Source organism: Bradyrhizobium sp. Leo170 (assembly GCF_004296405.1).
In the GTDB taxonomy this organism is placed as follows: domain Bacteria; phylum Pseudomonadota; class Alphaproteobacteria; order Rhizobiales; family Xanthobacteraceae; genus Bradyrhizobium.
On record NZ_PSRR01000194.1, the window covers coordinates 1 to 16,230 of the forward strand.

Annotated in this window: 17 protein-coding genes; 7 read left to right on the forward strand and 10 right to left on the reverse strand. The window is 63.4% G+C overall.

Going from position 1 to position 16,230, the window contains the following annotated elements; genetic code table 11:
- Positions 1 to 1,025 (reverse strand): hypothetical protein (locus tag CWO89_RS27235; protein ID WP_130581701.1); only part of this gene is annotated, 1,025 nt, incomplete at its 3' end.
- A gap of 161 nt (positions 1,026 to 1,186) precedes the next feature.
- Here CWO89_RS27235 and CWO89_RS27240 point away from each other — a divergent pair.
- The gene (locus tag CWO89_RS27240; protein ID WP_130581702.1) at positions 1,187 to 3,868 is read left to right on the forward strand and encodes a PAS domain S-box protein; all 2,682 of its coding nucleotides are present in this window, start codon (positions 1,187 to 1,189) and stop codon (positions 3,866 to 3,868) included.
- A 142-nt stretch (positions 3,869 to 4,010) separates the two neighbouring features.
- On the opposite strand, the gene CWO89_RS27245 is transcribed toward CWO89_RS27240, so the two are convergent.
- A complete protein-coding gene (locus tag CWO89_RS27245) occupies positions 4,011 to 4,361 on the reverse strand; it encodes a GrlR family regulatory protein (RefSeq protein WP_028164051.1) in 351 nt (116 codons plus the stop codon).
- A 361-nt stretch (positions 4,362 to 4,722) separates the two neighbouring features.
- Here CWO89_RS27245 and CWO89_RS27250 point away from each other — a divergent pair, with 361 nt between their 5' ends.
- A complete protein-coding gene (locus CWO89_RS27250; protein ID WP_130581703.1) occupies positions 4,723 to 5,061 on the forward strand; it encodes a hypothetical protein in 339 nt (112 codons plus the stop codon).
- A gap of 20 nt (positions 5,062 to 5,081) precedes the next feature.
- On the opposite strand, the gene CWO89_RS27255 is transcribed toward CWO89_RS27250, so the two are convergent.
- Positions 5,082 to 5,468 carry a VOC family protein gene (locus CWO89_RS27255; RefSeq protein WP_130581704.1) on the reverse strand — a complete coding sequence of 129 codons (387 nt, stop codon included), beginning with the start codon at positions 5,466 to 5,468 and terminating at the stop codon, positions 5,082 to 5,084.
- 258 nt (positions 5,469 to 5,726) lie between these two features.
- Between CWO89_RS27255 and CWO89_RS27260 the strand changes: the two genes are divergently transcribed.
- Together CWO89_RS27260 and CWO89_RS27265 are read left to right on the forward strand one after the other, a co-directional pair.
- Complete coding sequence (locus CWO89_RS27260; RefSeq protein WP_245476608.1) at positions 5,727 to 6,338, forward strand: hypothetical protein; 612 nt, start codon at positions 5,727 to 5,729, stop codon at positions 6,336 to 6,338.
- A gap of 117 nt (positions 6,339 to 6,455) precedes the next feature.
- Entirely contained in the window at positions 6,456 to 6,956 is a 501-nt protein-coding gene (locus CWO89_RS27265) for a hypothetical protein (protein ID WP_130581706.1), read from the forward strand.
- A gap of 16 nt (positions 6,957 to 6,972) precedes the next feature.
- On the opposite strand, the gene CWO89_RS27270 is transcribed toward CWO89_RS27265, so the two are convergent.
- From CWO89_RS27270 to CWO89_RS27295, 6 genes are all read right to left on the reverse strand, one after another.
- The gene (locus CWO89_RS27270; RefSeq protein ID WP_130581707.1) at positions 6,973 to 7,365 is read right to left on the reverse strand and encodes a hypothetical protein; all 393 of its coding nucleotides are present in this window, start codon (positions 7,363 to 7,365) and stop codon (positions 6,973 to 6,975) included.
- A gap of 232 nt (positions 7,366 to 7,597) precedes the next feature.
- Positions 7,598 to 9,838 carry a xanthine dehydrogenase family protein molybdopterin-binding subunit gene (locus CWO89_RS27275; RefSeq protein ID WP_245476609.1) on the reverse strand — a complete coding sequence of 747 codons (2,241 nt, stop codon included), beginning with the start codon at positions 9,836 to 9,838 and terminating at the stop codon, positions 7,598 to 7,600.
- Positions 9,835 to 10,851: an FAD binding domain-containing protein gene (locus tag CWO89_RS27280; RefSeq protein ID WP_130581708.1), complete on the reverse strand. Its 1,017-nt coding sequence runs from the start codon at positions 10,849 to 10,851 to the stop codon at positions 9,835 to 9,837. The genes CWO89_RS27275 and CWO89_RS27280 overlap by 4 nt, the downstream gene beginning before the upstream one ends.
- Entirely contained in the window at positions 10,848 to 11,363 is a 516-nt protein-coding gene (locus CWO89_RS27285) for a (2Fe-2S)-binding protein (protein WP_130581709.1), read from the reverse strand. The genes CWO89_RS27280 and CWO89_RS27285 overlap by 4 nt, the downstream gene beginning before the upstream one ends.
- Before the next feature lie 484 nt (positions 11,364 to 11,847).
- A complete protein-coding gene (locus tag CWO89_RS27290) occupies positions 11,848 to 12,225 on the reverse strand; it encodes a DsrE family protein (RefSeq protein WP_245476610.1) in 378 nt (125 codons plus the stop codon).
- An 88-nt stretch (positions 12,226 to 12,313) separates the two neighbouring features.
- Entirely contained in the window at positions 12,314 to 13,285 is a 972-nt protein-coding gene (locus CWO89_RS27295) for an MBL fold metallo-hydrolase (RefSeq protein ID WP_130581710.1), read from the reverse strand.
- 169 nt (positions 13,286 to 13,454) lie between these two features.
- Here CWO89_RS27295 and CWO89_RS27300 point away from each other — a divergent pair, with 169 nt between their 5' ends.
- Entirely contained in the window at positions 13,455 to 14,384 is a 930-nt protein-coding gene (locus CWO89_RS27300; protein ID WP_245476611.1) for an AraC family transcriptional regulator, read from the forward strand.
- Between the two features lie 394 nt (positions 14,385 to 14,778).
- Here the strand turns inward: CWO89_RS27300 and rpsU are convergent, their stop codons facing one another.
- On the reverse strand, positions 14,779 to 15,117 hold the full coding sequence (gene rpsU / locus CWO89_RS27305; protein ID WP_130581715.1) for a 30S ribosomal protein S21: 339 nt from the start codon (positions 15,115 to 15,117) through the stop codon (positions 14,779 to 14,781).
- Positions 15,118 to 15,615: 498 nt separating this feature from the next.
- Between rpsU and CWO89_RS27310 the strand changes: the two genes are divergently transcribed.
- Positions 15,616 to 15,825 (forward strand): cold-shock protein, encoded by a 210-nt coding sequence (locus CWO89_RS27310; protein WP_130581712.1) that lies wholly within the window; start codon positions 15,616 to 15,618, stop codon positions 15,823 to 15,825.
- A 98-nt stretch (positions 15,826 to 15,923) separates the two neighbouring features.
- Complete coding sequence (locus CWO89_RS27315; RefSeq protein WP_130581713.1) at positions 15,924 to 16,166, forward strand: transcriptional regulator; 243 nt, start codon at positions 15,924 to 15,926, stop codon at positions 16,164 to 16,166.
- The last annotated feature ends 64 nt before the right edge of the window (positions 16,167 to 16,230 follow it).

A 16,230-nucleotide genomic window follows, 5' to 3' on the forward strand; every position in this document is an offset into this window, starting at 1 on the left:
CGGCCTAGGCAGCTTTGCTTGAGCTTGGTTGCGTCAATCTTGTCTGGCGCAGCCTTCACCTGAGCGCGAAGATCGTCGCGGAAGCTTGGATTTCTGTCCAGCACGATCGATTCGATTGATCGGATCGTCACACTAACGGCAGCGTAGTCGGTGACGTAGCTGTAAGTCCCCGTCCGCAAAACATCCACCGGTCTCGTTTGAGTACTTCCCGATTTCAGCGCGCCGAGCAACTTGCTGAAAGGGTCGGCCGCGGATTGCAGGTTGGTAATCTTCGACGCGATTTCGGTCGGCAGGGCTTGTCCTGTGAAGAACGAGAACAGCGGCGAAACGATGCCGAGCAGACCGGATACAAACTGCCCAAGCGGGCCGCCGGCGGGATCGTCGTTTTCGTTCTTCACTGCGACCAAAGCGAGTTTCGAGCCTGCGACAAGGAAGTCCTTCTTGCAGTGCCGATAGTCGTACGACGTCCAGTCTTTGCTGCTTGCGCTATAGGCCTGAACCGCTCCGACCGCATCGCTCGGGAGCTTGTCCACGGCGGGAGTGCCGGTGCCGACAGATTTTGTAATCAACAGTAGAAGGCTGCGTGTCTTGCCGGTCCATGCGTTCGTCACGCCCTCAAGCGATCCGCCACGTGGAGAGCATCGGACCTCAACGGCGTAAAGGCCGAGACTTTGAACCTTCGGATTTTTCGATGAAGGCCAGGTCCAATCAACTTGATCTTCCCAAGCGGCACTGACAGGCGTGGCGACGGTAAGAAAACTCAACAACGATAGCAACTTCGCAAAACGATGCCCCATAAAATCCCCCACTATCAAAGATTGCACGACTAGCAGGCGCAATGGTCGGATGCAAGTTGCCGCCTGCCAAACGATCGTTTCGTCTTGTTGCCTTTGTTTGATTTGCGCGTGGTCTGCGCCGATGAGCAACGTTAGGTTGTGTCGCGCGCCGATGGAGTCGCTGCTGTTCGATTTCGCGGCTGGCCCGTCTCCGCGGCACGCGGCGTCCGCGCCTCCAGGCCGTGCCATTCAAGAGCGGTATCCTGTTGGCCAGCTTCCTCAACGCGCCTATCGGTGGCCCCCGCGAGGCGCTGGAGGGGCGTAAAGCCCGCTTTGGGGCTCGGCCCCCGTTCCCACGGGGCCGAATTACGTCGTATATTGGGGGCGATTTCAGCCTGGCCCCCCTTAGCATGACCTCCGAACTGCCGCCGAATCCGCCCCAGAAGCGACCGTTCGCGCTGTCGATCGGTCAGCTTACCTTCGGCAGCTTCCTGCTGGTGCTGGCAGTCATCATCATCACCTCGACCGCCAGCGTGATCGCGATCCGTCACATCGACGCCACCTTCGGGGAGCTGCAGCGGCTGCAGAGCGTCGGCGACCTGGCCGAGGATATCGACCGCCGGATGAACGAGCTCCGGCTTGCGGCGCGCGACTTCGTCACCGATCCCGGCACGCAGACGATCCAGGTCGGCGAGGCTGCCAGCGCCCTGGGCGAGGCGCTGAAGAAGACCAGGATCGAGCTTGCCCCCGAGCAGCAGGACATGATCGATGGCGTGACCGAGCGCCTCGCCACCTACCGCGGCGGCATCGAGCGCATCTCGGCGCTGATCAACCGCCGCGCCGAGTTGATCATCGGCCTGCCGCCATTGCGCGACGCCTTCGAAAAGGCGGTGGCCGAAAGCTCCGATCCCGCCACTGCCTCCACCCTGTTGCAGACCCAGGGCCGCATCGCCACCGCGCTGCTCGCCCACAACCCGTCCGCGGCCGAGCAGGCGGCACAGAGCATGCGGTCGATGACCATCGCCGACCCGGCGCTGCGCACGGCCGTGAACGATTACGCCGACGCGGTCGTCGCAATATCGATCCGGGAACGCCAGATCGCCGATATCGACCGCGAGGTGCTGGGCACCGAGGGACGGCTGATCCAGCGCGTGACCGAGCTGTTGCGTGAGCTCAGTTCGCGCCGCGGTCACGTCCTGTCGCGGGATTTCGCGCGCACGCTCACCGAGGCGAAATGGCAGAGCATCGTGCTCGGCTCGGCCGGCGTGCTGATCGGGATCTTCGCCGCGCTGCTCGTGGTCCGCCGCACCGTGCGGCCGCTCGCCTCGATCACCAAGTCGATCCGCGCGGTCGCAGCCGGCGAGAAGAGTGCGTCGATCCCGGCGACCGACGTCGACAACGAGATCGGCGAGATCGCCCGCGCCGCCGAGGTATTCCGGAAGACGCTGGTCGATGCGGATACCGCGCGCGAAGCAGCGGTGCGCGCGCTCGCCGAGCAGCGGCTCGCAGAAGAGAGCTATCGCAAGCTGTTCGAATCTTCCATCGACGGAATTTATGTGACGACGCCGGGCGGCGCGCTGCTCAACGCCAATCCGGCGCTGGCGTGGATGATGGGCTACGCCACGCCGCAGGACCTGATCAACGGCATCGACGACGTTGCGTCCAATGTCTATGTCGATCCGGCCGCGCGCACCCAATACCAGCGGCTGATGGACCGCGACGGCATGGTGCGCGACTACGAATATCAAGTCCGGTCCCGCAGCGGCACGGTGCTATGGCTGTCCGACAGCGCGAGCGCGGTGCGCGACGAGAAAGGCGAGGTGATCCGCTACGAAGGCACGGTGCGCGACATCACCGACCAGAAGCGAGCCGAAGACGCGATCGCCGAAGGCCGGCGTTTGCTGCAGATGGTGATCGACACCGTTCCGGCGGTGATCAACGTCAAGGACCGCAATCTGCGCTACGTCCTGATGAACCGCTACATGGCCGGCATTTTCGGCATCGAGCCGCACGAGGCACTCGGCCATACCACCGGCGAGCTGATGGCGCGCTATGGTGCTGCAAAGACCGATGAGAACGACAAACGGGTGTTGTCGGGGCGAACGGAGCTCGGCTTCTACGAGGAGGAGTACAAGGACGTCGCCGGCAACATGCGGCAATGGCTGGTCAACAAATTGCCGATCCTCGACATCAATGGCGAGATCGAGAACATCGTCACGGTGGCGCTCGACATCGGCGAGCGCAAGCGCAGCGAGCACGAGATGCGGAAAGCGCGCGACGCCGCGGAGGCGGCGCTACGCAATTTGCGCGAGACGCAGAACTCGCTGATCGAGGCGGAAAAGCTCGCGGCCCTCGGACGGCTGGTCGCGGGCGTCGCGCATGAGGTCAACAATCCCGTCGGCATCAGCCTCACGGTCGCCTCAGCGCTCGAGCGCAAGGCGGCGACCTTTGCCGCGCAGGTCGAGCGCGGCGAGCTTCGGCGTTCGAGCCTGAACGATTTCCTTGCCACGACGAGCGATGCGTCCTCGCAGCTCGTCGCCAACCTCAACCGCGCCGCCGAGCTGATTCAGTCGTTCAAGCAGGTCGCCGCCGACCGCAACTATTCCGATCAGCGCAACTTCGATCTCGGCGATCTCACCGAGCAGGTGGTGATGAGTCTGAGGCCGGGCCTGCGCAAGCACAATCTGACGCTCAACGTCGATTGCCAGCCGAACCTGATCATGAATTCCTATCCCGGCCCTTACGGCCAGGTGCTCACCAATCTCTTCCTCAATTCGGTCGCGCACGCCTTTCCCGACGGCAAGCCGGGTATCGTCGACATCCAGGTTCGCGCTTCCGGCAGGGACAATGTCGAGGTCATCTTCTCCGACAATGGCTGCGGCATGTCGCTCGACGTGCGCCGCCGCGCCTTCGATCCGTTCTTCACGACGCGCCGCGACCAGGGCGGCACCGGCCTCGGGCTTCACATCGTCTACAGCATCGTCACCACGCGCTTAGGGGGCCGTCTCGATCTCGACTCCGAGCCCGGCGGCGGCACCCGCATCCAGATCATCCTGCCGCGCGTCGCCCCCGTGGAGCAGGCCGCGGAGTAAGCTCTCTCCACACGAACGGCGCCGTAGCCCGGGTGGAACGCAGCGCAACCCGGGGCCGCTCGTACACGCGGATGCAGCCGTCCCGGGTTACGCGTTCCGCTTCACCCGGGCTACGATCTACGCAATCAGACGACGTGATGCGCTAATCGATATCCACGAGCTTGCGCAGCGTGGCGCCGAAGATCTGGCTCGCTTTGCCGACGAGCGCGGTTCCACTCATGGTCGCCTGCGTGGCGGTGAATGTTCCGGTGACGCCGATGCCGACCGGCGCAGGTCCGCCGAATAGCGGGTTGTCGCTGTCGCGCGGCGTGGTGTGTCGCTGCACCAGCACTTCGCCTTTGAAGGTGTTGCCTTTCACGGTGTAGGTGCCGGTGTAATAGAGATACGCATCGCCGCCGACAATCTGGCCGTCGCGAAACACAATCACCCCGCTGCCCTTGCCGACGCGTCCGTCGAGCAGCGTGACGTGAATGGAATACAGGCCGTTTCTCATAGCGCCCCGCGGCCGGCCACCTTCGCCCAAGGCCGGTTCGGAATTTATGCCAAAGCAGCATGCGCGGCGCAACGCGTCAGGTTGAGCATGCGCCGCTCAATGCCGTGCGAAACCGAAATGATTCCATTGGAGCGCGACGTCTCGATGACGACGTTGTGGCTGACGGCGCTTGGCGAATCAAGTTGGCCCGCGAAATGCATAACATTTGTTGGCACCGGCCGGCGGGTGCAGGAGCGAGAGACAGGTGACGAACTGGATCGATTCCGGCCGCATTTTCGCGCGCCTACGCGCAGAGCTGACAGGTTCCATCCGTGAAATTACGGACCATCGTCGAGCGGTCCGCCTCAGAGTCCCACTCACATTGAGTCTTGTCGCGTTGTTGTCGGTGACGGCCGTAAGTCTCGGGCATGCGCGCGATCCCGACGGCCGTTACGCCAATTCGCCGCTCAAGCAATGGTTCGACAGTTTGAGGAGCGGGAAGGGGCCGTGCTGCTCCGATGCTGACGGCACTGCGGTGAGCGACGTCGATTGGGAATCCAAGGACGGACATTATCGCGTGCGCATCGACGGCGAATGGATCGACGTGCCCGATGATGCCGTGATCACCGAGCCGAACCGCTACGGCCGCACCATGGTGTGGCCGATCCGCGGTTATCTCGGGCTGCAGATCCGTTGCTTCATGCCGGGCAGCATGACGTAACCGACGCGCACGTCGCACGGTCAGGCATATTTCTTGTCGCGCTCCAGGAGCTCGATCGAGATGCCCTGCGGGCCGCGGATGAAACAGATGCGCACGCCGGGGCGGATCGTGGTCGGCTCCTTCGTGAACGCGACGCCCTTCGCCTTGATCTCGGCAGCGACAGCGTCGATGTCTTTCACCGCCAGTCCGAAATGGTCGAGGCCCTGATAGGGCGTCACCGGCGGCGCGTTGACGCCATCGCCTGGTGTCACCGGCGCGATGAACACCTTGGCGCCGCCGAGCTGCACGTCGATGCGGCCGGGATTGCGGATGATCTCGCCACCCAGCACGTCTCGAAGCCACGCCGCGGTCGCTTCGGGGTCGGGGGTGCGCAGGTGGATATGGTCCCAGGTAACCTCTATCGGCATTTCATCTCCCATCTTTCTCGACGCACGTGAGATCCGTTGCTGCGGCAATCTATCGGCTCGGAATCCACAAGGCCATCCTGTCGCAGGCGCTGCGCCGCATTTTTGCCGGGGAGACTTGGAACTGTAGCGTCAGTGGACGGTTAATCGACTAGCGGTGGTCTCCGTACAGCGGTGCGTCGCTCTCAAGCCGTGCGGTGATGCGCCGGAGCGGTTTTGCGTGCAGCCAGGAAGCGCTGTCACGCGAGTGAGGACATGGCCATGGGCATCGGCAGGTGGTCGTTTCGCGGCTTTGGCGCCAAGCTGATTCTGCTCGCCGTTCTCGCCATCGCCGGATTTGCTGGATGGCTGATGCTCCCCGATCCCAGCGACGCGAATAACAAAGCGGTCGCCGTGGCGGCGCCCCCGACTTCTCAGCAGGATGTCGCCTGGCTCGAGAAGACGACCGCGCCCACCGAGGAGGCGGCTGCCCCGGTCGAGCAGGCCGCGCCGGTCGAGCAGGCGACCGCGCCGGCTGAGAACGCAGTGGACGATGAGGTGCCGGCCGCCAGCACCAACGAACCCTTCACGGTCGAGCGGGCGCCGATCGACGGGCTGACGATCTCCCGCCAGTTCTGGCGCCGCGGCGGCCTCGGCTCGAAAGCGCTGGTCTGGCTAACGCTGCGCAACGCCAACCGCTATCCGGTCAAGGATATCGAGATCGCCTGCGCCTTTGCCCGCGCCGACGGCACGCATCTCACCGACCGCCGGCGCGTGATCAGCGACACCATCAACATGAAGAGCCGCAAGACCTACGCCGGCATGCTGGTCGGGTTCGTGAACATCAATGCAAATAAGGCAAAGTGTTCCCTGGTCACGGCCAGCCGCGCCTGACACAGCGTCCCGAAAAAGTGAACGCTTCGGTTGAACCCGTAGCGTGTGACCAGGAACTAACTCCCTATATCGCTATTAGGCGAATAGACCGCGTCATCGCGCGGGGGAGCAGTTTCGATGTTGGTGACGCGTTATTTCCTGTACGTCGGCGGGGCGTTGTTCGCGCTGTTATATGCAGTTGACGCCCTGGTCCCGCAGGACGCTGCCACGACAAGCCATAGCGCGCCCGGCATCGACAAGTCGACCGTCCGCATCCAGTCCGCCCAGAAGCTGCCGGAACGGGTGGTTTTCGACACCAGCCTCCCGACCATCGTGCCGCCGGCCCCCGCCACCCAGATGGCTGCCGCACCGCTTCCGCCGGCGCCGGGTGCCGGGTCGTCGGTTGCCCAGGCCCGCGAGACCTTCGCCCAGTACGTTCCGGCCGACGCCAAGAAGCATGAGCCGCAGGCGCCGAAGAGGCATAAGGTCGCCAGGGCGCGGGCCTACCAGCCGATGTACGCGGGTCAGCCGATGTATATGGGCCAGCAGCCGATGTTCATGGGCCAGCGGCCGATGCGGGTGGCGCAGCAGTCGCGTTTCGGCTTCTTCGGCGGTGGGCCGACTTGGGGCACCTGGTAACCGGATTGCAGCCGGATTACTGCGGCAGCTTCGGAATCTTGTCGGCAAAGCCGTTGTAGCAGGTCAGCCGCTCGTCCTCTTCCTTCACGAACCGGCACTCGCCGACCGCCTTGGCCGCGGCGGGCTTCGGCTTGGGTTGCGGCGCGAAGACCTCGTCATAGCAATTGAGCCGCTCCTTGGTGCCGTCATCGATCTCCTGGCATGCCTGGAGCTTCTGCGCGACCGATGGCTGCTTGGCCTTCTCGCCCTTCTTTGCCGGAGACTTCTTCGTGCCGACCTGCATCAGCGGCTTGTCGCCGACCATGGGCTGATTGGCGGGGTCCGCTGGCGGGGTCGTGCCTTGAGCTGTCCCTTGGGCGAGCGCGGCGGCCGGACACAGAAGCGCCAGCGCGAGGATGAGCTTTCTCATATCGAATTGTCCGAAATGGCGTGACCGGAGAGGGCGCCCGAAGAGATCGAACCGGACCGCTGGAATCGCCCCAAAACCTAACGTTGTTTACTCGCGCTTGCGCGCCCGTCCAAGCGGTCGCAACGCCGCTCTGACAGGCCGTGTTTTCTTTACGGATTTTCCGGTTCCTGTCCAGCGGGACGGCGCCTCCCGGGCGGCCCGTCCGGACCGCCAGCGGGCCCAAAGTGGCGGCCTAAGCCGCCTGCCGGCCCGCCAGCACCTTGTCGAGGGTGATCGGCAGGTCGCGCACCCGCACGCCGGTCGCGTGGTAGACGGCATTGGCGACCGCCGCGGCGACCCCGACGATGCCGATCTCGCCGAGCCCTTTGATCCCGAGCGGATTGATCAAGGCATCCGGCTCGTCGACGAAGATCACCTCGATGTCGTGGATATCGGCGTTAACCGGCACATGATACTCGGCGATATTGGCGTTCATGATCCGGCCCAGGCCGTGGTCGTAGATCGTCTCCTCATGCAGCGCCATGCCGATGCCGCCGACGACGGCGCCCATCACCTGGCTGCGCCCCGTCTTCGGGTTCAGCACGCGGCCAGCGGCGACCGCGCTGACGACGCGGGTGACCCTGATGACGCCGAGTTCCTCGTCGACCTTGACCTCCGCGAACACGGCGGAATGCGTGTTCCTGGCGTGCGCCTTGTCCTCGGCGAACTCGTTGGTCTTTTCCTTCTCGATCCGCTCCAGCGCGCCATGCCGCATGATGTCGGAGATCGACACCCCGCGCTCGGTCTGCCTCCGGCCGACGAGCTTGCCGTCGGAAAGGGTGACGTCTTCCTCGACCGCGTCGGCGAGCGGCGAGCCCTTCATCAGCTTTGCCAGCCGCAACAGCTCCTTGCGAACCTCGCCCGCGGTCGCGATCACGGCGTGGCAGGCGGAGGCCGCCATCCATGACCCGCCCTCGACCGGCGCTCTCGGCAGCGTGGAATCGGCAAGGTGGACCGTGACGTTCTCGATCGGAATCCCGAGGCTGTCGGCCGCGACCTGAGCCATGATCGTATAGGTGCCGGTGCCGATATCTGAAGCCGCGCAGGAGACCTCGGCGTGGCCGTTGGCGGTCATCACGATCCGCACCGCGGTCGGCATCTGCAGCGCCTCCCAGACGCCGGAGGCCATGCCCCAGCCCACGAGGCTCTTGCCGTCGCGCATCGAGCGCGGCTCCACCTTGCGCTTGTCCCAGCCAAATGCCGCGGCACCCTCGCGATAGCATTCGCGCAGGCGCTTGCTGGTGTAGGGCAGGTCCTCGTTCTGGTCGCGGTCCGAATAGCAGCGCAGCCGCAACTCCACCGGATCCATCTTCAGCGCGACCGCGAGCTCGTCCATCGCGCTCTCCAGCGCGTAGACGCCGGTCGCAGCGCCCGGCGCACGCATGTCGCAGGAGGTCGGCACATCCAGCGGTGCCACGCGGTGTTCATATCGGGCATTCGGCGAGGCGTAGAGCAGGGCCGACCAGCCGGTGTCGTTGCGCGAGAATTCCTCGAACTGCGAGGTCACGCCGACAGCTTCATGCGTGATCGTATCGAGCGTGCCGTCGCGCCGCGCGCCAAGCGCAAGCCGCTCGATGGTGGCCGGACGATAGCCGAGCCCGTACATCTGCTGGCGCGTGAGCACGAGTCGCATTGAGCGCTGAAGCTTCAGCGCGGCCATCACCGCCAGCACCACCTGATATTGCGGCCGCAAGCCGGCGCCGAAGGCACCGCCGACATAGGGCGAGAGCACGCGGATCTCTTCCGGCTTCTTCTCGAACACGCTGCAGAGATACTGCTGCACGTTCCGCACGCCTTGGGTCTTATCGTAGACCGTCAGCGGGCCGCCGGCTTCCCACATTGCGGTGGTCGCAAACAATTCCATCGGGTTGTGATGCTCGGTCGGGATGAAATAATCGGCCTCGTGCCGCACCTCGGCCGCCGCGAATGCCTTTGCGGCATCGCCACGCGGCCTGTCGGGCTTCTCGACGACGATGGCATCATCGCGCTTGCGATAGACGTCGGTGACGAATGGCTGCTTCTCATAGTCGACGCGGACGAACGAGGCCGCATAGCGCGCGATCTCCCATTCTTCCGCCACGACCAGCGCAATCGGCTGCTGGTTGAACTTGATCGCGTCGTCATAGAGCGGGCGGAACGGCGAACCTTCCTCCGGGGCGACGTCGTCCCTCCAGGCCTCATCGCTGTCGGCGACCTTCGGCCTGTTCTCGTGGGTGATGACATCGATCACACCCGGCACGCGCCGCGCCGCGCTGATATCGATTTGCGCGATCCGGCCCCTGGCGATGGTCGCCTCGACGACCGCGCCATAGGCGAGACCGCCTGCGTTGAAATCGCCGGCATATTTGGCGGCGCCGGTGACCTTGGCGCGGCCATCGACGCGCGAGGTGGCGGTGCCGGTATAGGTTTTCGCGGTATTGTTGAGCATGCTCATTGGATCGTCTTGTTCGATTGCGATTGCGGCGTGCCGTGCGCGGCCTGCGACAGCGTGCGGATGATCGCCCGCCGGGCGAGATCGAGCTTGAAGCCGTTATGTGCCTGCGGCCTGGCGTCGCGAAGCAGCAGGTCAGCCGCGCCGGCAAAGCTCGCTTCGTCAGCGGGCCGCCCGCGCAGCGCTGCCTCGGCCGCCGGATTGCGCCACGGCTTGTGGGCGACACCGCCGAGCGCGAGCCGCGCCTCCTGGATCATGCCGTCCTTGAGCTCGAGCGCGGCCGCGACCGAGATCAGCGCAAACGCGTAGGACATCCGGTCGCGGATCTTCAGGTAGGAGTGGTTTGACGCAAAGCCCTTTGCCGGCACCTCGATCGAGGTGATGATCTCGTCCGGCCCGAGATTGGTGTCGATATGCGGGGTGTCGCCGGCCAGGCGATGGAAGTCCGCGAACGGAATGGCGCGCGCGCCGTTCGGGCCCGTCACGTGCACGGTGGCATCGAGTGCGACAAGTGCCACGCACATGTCGGACGGATGCGTCGCAATGCACGACGTACTTGCGCCGAGAATCGCGTGGCCGCGGTTGACGCCACTGATGGCCGAACAGCCCGACCCCGGCTCTCGCTTGTTGCAGGGCGTCGCGGTGTCATAAAAATAGGCGCAACGCGTCCGCTGCACCAGGTTGCCGCCGGTGGAAGCCATGTTGCGCAATTGCTGCGAAGCGCCGGCAAGAATCGCGCTTGCCAGCAGCGGATAGCGCTTTTCGATTAGCGGATGCCAGGCAAGGTCGGAGTTCGGCACCAGCGCGCCGATCCGCAAGCCTCCCGAGGCGGTCTCTTCGACCGAGGTCAGCGGCAGGCGGGAGATGTCGATCAGCGTCGTCGGCCGCTCGACATTGTCCTTCATGAGATCGAGCAGGTTGGTGCCGCCGGCGATGAACTTTGCGCCGCTAGTGGCGGCGATCAGCCGCACCGCGTCGGCGATATTATTCGCTCTTGTATACTGGAACGGGATCATGGCTTGGTTCCCATCGCCTGCTGGATCGCGGCGACGATGTTGGGATAGGCGCCGCAGCGGCAGATGTTGCCGCTCATGAATTCCCTGATCTCGTCAGCACTCTTGGCCCGTCCCTCGGCGATCAGGCCGACGCCGGAGCAGATCTGCCCGGGTGTGCAATAGCCGCACTGGAAGGCGTCATGGTCGATAAAGGCCTGCTGCAGCGGGTCCAGCGCGCCATTGGCGGCCAGTCCCTCGATGGTGGTGACGTGCGCGCCGTCCCGCATCACTGCAAGCGTCAGGCACGAATTGATGCGGCGACCGTCGACCAGCACGGTGCAGGCGCCGCATTGGCCGTGGTCGCATCCCTTCTTGGTACCGGTGAGATCGAGATGATCCCTGAGCGCATCCAGAAGCGAAACCCAGGGCAGGACCGAAAAGCGCCTCTCTGTCCCGTTGACAGTCAATGTCACCGACACCTTTTCCGGCAGCGGTTGAGGCTTGGCGCCCGATTGTGCGGCTCCATCTTGCATCGTCAGCGACTCCGTCTTGCAGGTGGCTGCCATCCGCCATTACAGCGGAGAATACCGGCCGTTTAGATTGGTTCCAAAGCGAGCGGCAGCATGTCGAAGCGGCTGTTCCGGTTCTTTCCAAATTGCACGCCGGATTTCATGAGTGCACTTGCCACGATGCCGCAGGGACATCTCGCTGCAAATTCGCGGCCTTGCGCTTGCTATGAATCTATTCCGTGAAGTCGCCGCTCTTTGTCGTGACGGCCTATTCGGGAGTGTCCTGGTTCACATTGAGACAACGCTGGTCAATCGTTGCTTCTGTGCGACCCCATGTCAGCATCGAGCCCGGCAACAATCAGGACGCCGGCGCTGGCGGCTGCCGCCATGAGAATCAGGATGATGCTGAGTGCATAAATCACGATCGGCGACCTCGACGGACTGATTATCCGATACAATCAGCAAGAGCAGCCATCGTTCCGCGGCGCGTTGCGGGGAGTATCGGGCATCACTCCGTGATCTTGATGAAACCCTCTTGGACGAGCTGCACCGTGCGCGCCATGGCATCGGTGTTGACCGGGATTCCGGGGAGCAGGTCGGTGTTTCCCCAGTGGTGGGCCTTTGCAGTCGCGCCACACAGTTCCACGCGGACGCCGCGTTTCATGAGATCTTCCAGCAGATCCTTGTAGGGGTTGCCGGTCGAGATGTTCCGGTCGGCGTTGTAGGCCGCATCGTGCAACGTCACGTGGCCCGCGTTGGTATGAAAGACCGCAACCACGTCGCTCTCCGCGTTCCAGTCGGCGGCATCGTTCGTGATGAGCTGAAGATGAAAGATGGACGCCGGCAGATCGCCCTCGAACCCCAGGGCGCCGATGCTGAAGACCACCTACAGCCGCGACAGCTTGACGGGGATGTCGATATGCAGCGCTTCGTCCAGGGCAGACATTCTCAATACTCCTGCGACAGCCGCGCGCTCACGCGCCCTCGTAGACCAGCTTGGTGAAGAAGTCGGGAGTTATGACGAACTGGCCCCATTTCTCGTCGAAGGCGGCCGTTGGCTTCGCGGCGATCGTCTCCTCGAGCGTGCGCCCCTGCTGCTTGAGCTTGGCGACGTTGTCGTGGATGGCGACGAGCATGTCGTGATAGGCCTTGAGCTCCGCTCTGTTGCTGACGGGACGGCCATGGCCAGGGATCACGATGGTCTTGTCGGTCGTGGCGGCAAGATTGGCTTCGGCGGCCGCGATCGATCCCTTGATGTTTCCGCCGGTCGAGTAGTCGATGAACGGATAGATCCCGTTCCAGAAGGTGTCCCCGGTATGAAGGATGTCGGCTTCGGAGAACGTCACCGAGATATCGCTGTCGGTGTGGGCGGGGCCGTAGTGCTTCAGCGCCAGCGTCTGACCGTTGAACTTGAGCATCTTCTCCGAGGCGAAGACCTCGGTCGGAACGGCCGCAAGAGGCGAGGTGGGGAAGTTGAAATCCCAGTCCTCGACCCGCTGCGCCGAGAGCAGATGCTTGTGCGTATTCTCATGCGCGAGGATGGCCGCGCCCTCGGCGTTCAGCCACTCGTTGCCGTCGGCGTGATCGAAGTGCCAATGCGTGTTGATCAACTGCCGGATCGGCTCGTTGCCGAGCCGGCTCGCCGCCTCGAGAATGCGCAGACGCGACGCCGTGATCCCGGCGTCGATGAAGACCTTGCCGTCTTGTCCCGTGAGGACCGCGATATTGCCGCCGGACCCTTCGAAGATGCTGACGTTGCCGCGCAATTTATGGACGGTGATGGGGGTCTTGGCCGCGGAATCCCGGATCAGGTCGACGATGTTGCGGGAGGCTGCATAGGCCTCGCGCGGACTGAGCCAGCCGCTCGTCGCCGCAACCGTGGTCGCGGCCATGCAGCACAGGCAGAAGCCGCGCCGCGACATCATGTGTTGGGGCAGGGTGGACATGAATGCTCTCCGGTCTCGGGAAATCTCGGACGGCTTGGCCCCAGAAGCGGGCAGCGTTGTTTCGTGCGGTCTGGGAAGAACTTAAGCAGAAGCCGGTGGAATATTGGATGTCCGCGCGGCGCATTCGCATGGCCGCCCGGATCAACATCTGGCAGCGATGCAAGCGACCATGACAAGAAACGAAAGCGATGATCCGTTAAGCAGCCTGGCGCCATTTTTGCGCGTCAAACCCGATTTACAGGATTTCTGCAGGTTCGGCGGCACCTGGGTCTCGCCGCACGAGGCGTCCGGCGGGGCGCAGTTTCATATCGTGACCCGCGGCCATTGCGTGTTCGAGATAAACGGTCACGGTCCGGTGAAGCTTGGCGCCGGCGATACATTGCTGCTCCCGCACGGCGACGCCCATGTGGTCCGCTCGGTTTCGACCGATGGCGCCATCCGCAGGATCGTGACCGAATTCCGCAATGCCATTCGCACGAAGTCGACCCCGGGCGTCGCCTACGACACCGAGCTCGTTTGCGGCGTATTGCGGGGTGAAGCTGCGTCCGAGCAAGCCCTTATCGCCGCGCTTCCGAACTTTGTCGTGCTGCGCTCGACCAGGCTTCCGCTGGCCGAGCGATTGCACACGCTCGCGATCTGCATCAGCGACGAATTGGATTCGAACGAGACCGGCAGTACGATCATCGCGACCAATCTGGCAACGGCACTCTTCGTGATGATGCTGCGCGAACATCTCAAGGAGGTGCCGCCGGCTAGCGGTCTTCTCGCCCTTCTGACCCATCGCTCGACGTCGCATGCGGTGCTTGCGATGCTGCGCGAGCCCGACCGCGACTGGACCCTCGACCTCCTGGCGAAGGCGTCCGCGGCATCCCGGGCAACGCTCGTCAGGTCATTCCGCAAGCTGGCCGGACTGGCGCCGCTCGCCTTCCTGACCGAGCTGCGTCTCGGCTTCGCGCGACAGCGGCTCATGACCACGAACGACCCCATTTGCGTGATTGCCGCCGATGTCGGCTACCAGTCGGAGGGGGCGCTAAGCAGAGCCTTGCTCCGGCGCTATGGCGTCAGGCCCAGTAAACTGCGGCTCGGCAAATCCGGTTGAACGCTGCATTCCGGTCGCCGGGGCGCTGAAACGAAAGGGCCGCTGATTTCTCAGCGGCCCTTGCCGGTTAATAAATCTGTTCGGAATGAAATTGGCCCCGGCGAAAGCAACCTTAGCGGTATCGTGGTCCTATTTGGATTCCGGGGAATCACGGTGGCCCCACGGTGAACACCTTCCGTCAGGGTGCTCCCCGCTGTGAGCACTCCCGGAACCCGATCGAACGCGACTGCGCCAGGACTGCCACCAGCTCGCATTGAGGATCGCAACGCGTGAAGGTTTGCGCTCGCGAGCACCGAGACGAGCCGCTTCGATTACGTTGGCAAACTCAAAGCCTCACGGCTTTGCGGCCAACCCGCCATATCGAACCGGTGTGATAGCTGCGACGTCTCCTGCATCACGTTTCGGTCGCGGTCTTCGTCTGCGCGAACTCCCGGGTGGGATTCGGCTGGTTCTGTCCTGTTCTGGCGATGATGTTGGAACGCAATTCCGGCCCGCGCTTGTTGTCGGTCGGCTTTTTGGCCGGCGCAGCGATCAGTCCGTCTCGAACAGCCTGCTTGCGTGCCTGCTTGCGCAACCGTCGTATGGCTTCTGTCTTCTCTCGCGCAGCCTTGTCCGAGGGCTTTTCGTAGAAGCGACGCCGGCGCATCTCCTTGAAAACACCTTCGCGCTGCATCTTCCGCTTCAGAATTCGAAGCGCCTGATCGACGTTGTTCTCTCGGACGAATACCTGCACGCGCTTTTCTCCTAAGCATTGTCGGCGCAAAACCGTTGAAGCTTCCCGCGATGGGCGCTTCAGAGATTTCGGAGTACTGAAGTTCGGTTGAAAGCGATCCCGGTGGTGAAGAGAAGTTGGGACGCAATTCTGAGCCGCCGCAATCTGTTCGGATGGAGCGCACGGCCTCTCGGCCATCGGCGCGAAGCCGATACAATTGTTTTGACGATGGAGCCTATGGGCGGGAATAGCCAGCTCTTTTTGCAAGGATTTCGATTGAGCAGCCTGTGCTCTTGCTGCATTTGCAGCCGACCTGCTGCATCGAACAGGAGAAGAAGTTCCTTCCGCGACGGCCGATTTTACCTCCGGGACTTGTAATCCAGGGCCGAGGCCTGTAGGTTGCATCGGTTCGATTAGCCGCTGTGCCTTTCTGAATGTGCCCGCGGGCTCTTTCCCAAAGACATCGCCAGTTGAATGGATCGCGTGACGGTCGCGCGAATATGCTTTGGAGATGAAAGAATGCCGACGGGTACTGTGAAGTGGTTCAATGGTCAAAAGGGGTTTGGCTTTATCCAGCCCAACGATGGCGGGAACGATGTGTTCGTTCACATCAGCGCCGTTGAACGGGCGGGTCTTTCCGGCCTTGCCGAAGGCCAGAAGGTGGCCTTTGAAATCAAGACTGACAAAGTGCGGGGCAAGGTAAGCGCAGAGAATCTGTCGCTGGCCTGAACCGTTCGCGCCATTTCACGGATGTACTGAAATGGCAGTATTGCCCGCTCGATCCCGGGATTGAGCGGGCTTTGTGTTGTTCGGATTGGGAAGACAAGATGGCTGTCCAGAAACCCGCTGAAGCGTCCCCGGAAAGCATCGCGCGCGCTAACCGGCAACGTCTCGCGATGGAAGAAGGTGCGCGAGCGATGGCAGACGTCCAGCAACAGGCCATTGCGGTGCGTAAGAACATGGAACGTCTTCGCGCCTTGAGGGAGGCCAGGGAGGCCGAGGAGGCGACAACTCAAGCGGCTCGTCCGGACATCTCGAACAGGAAGCGCAAGAAGGTGCTCTCGAAATAGCGCGCACGTTCGGCTCTGGCTTTGAACCGGCCTTCGTAGGGGGCGGATAATCAACCGCTAGAGC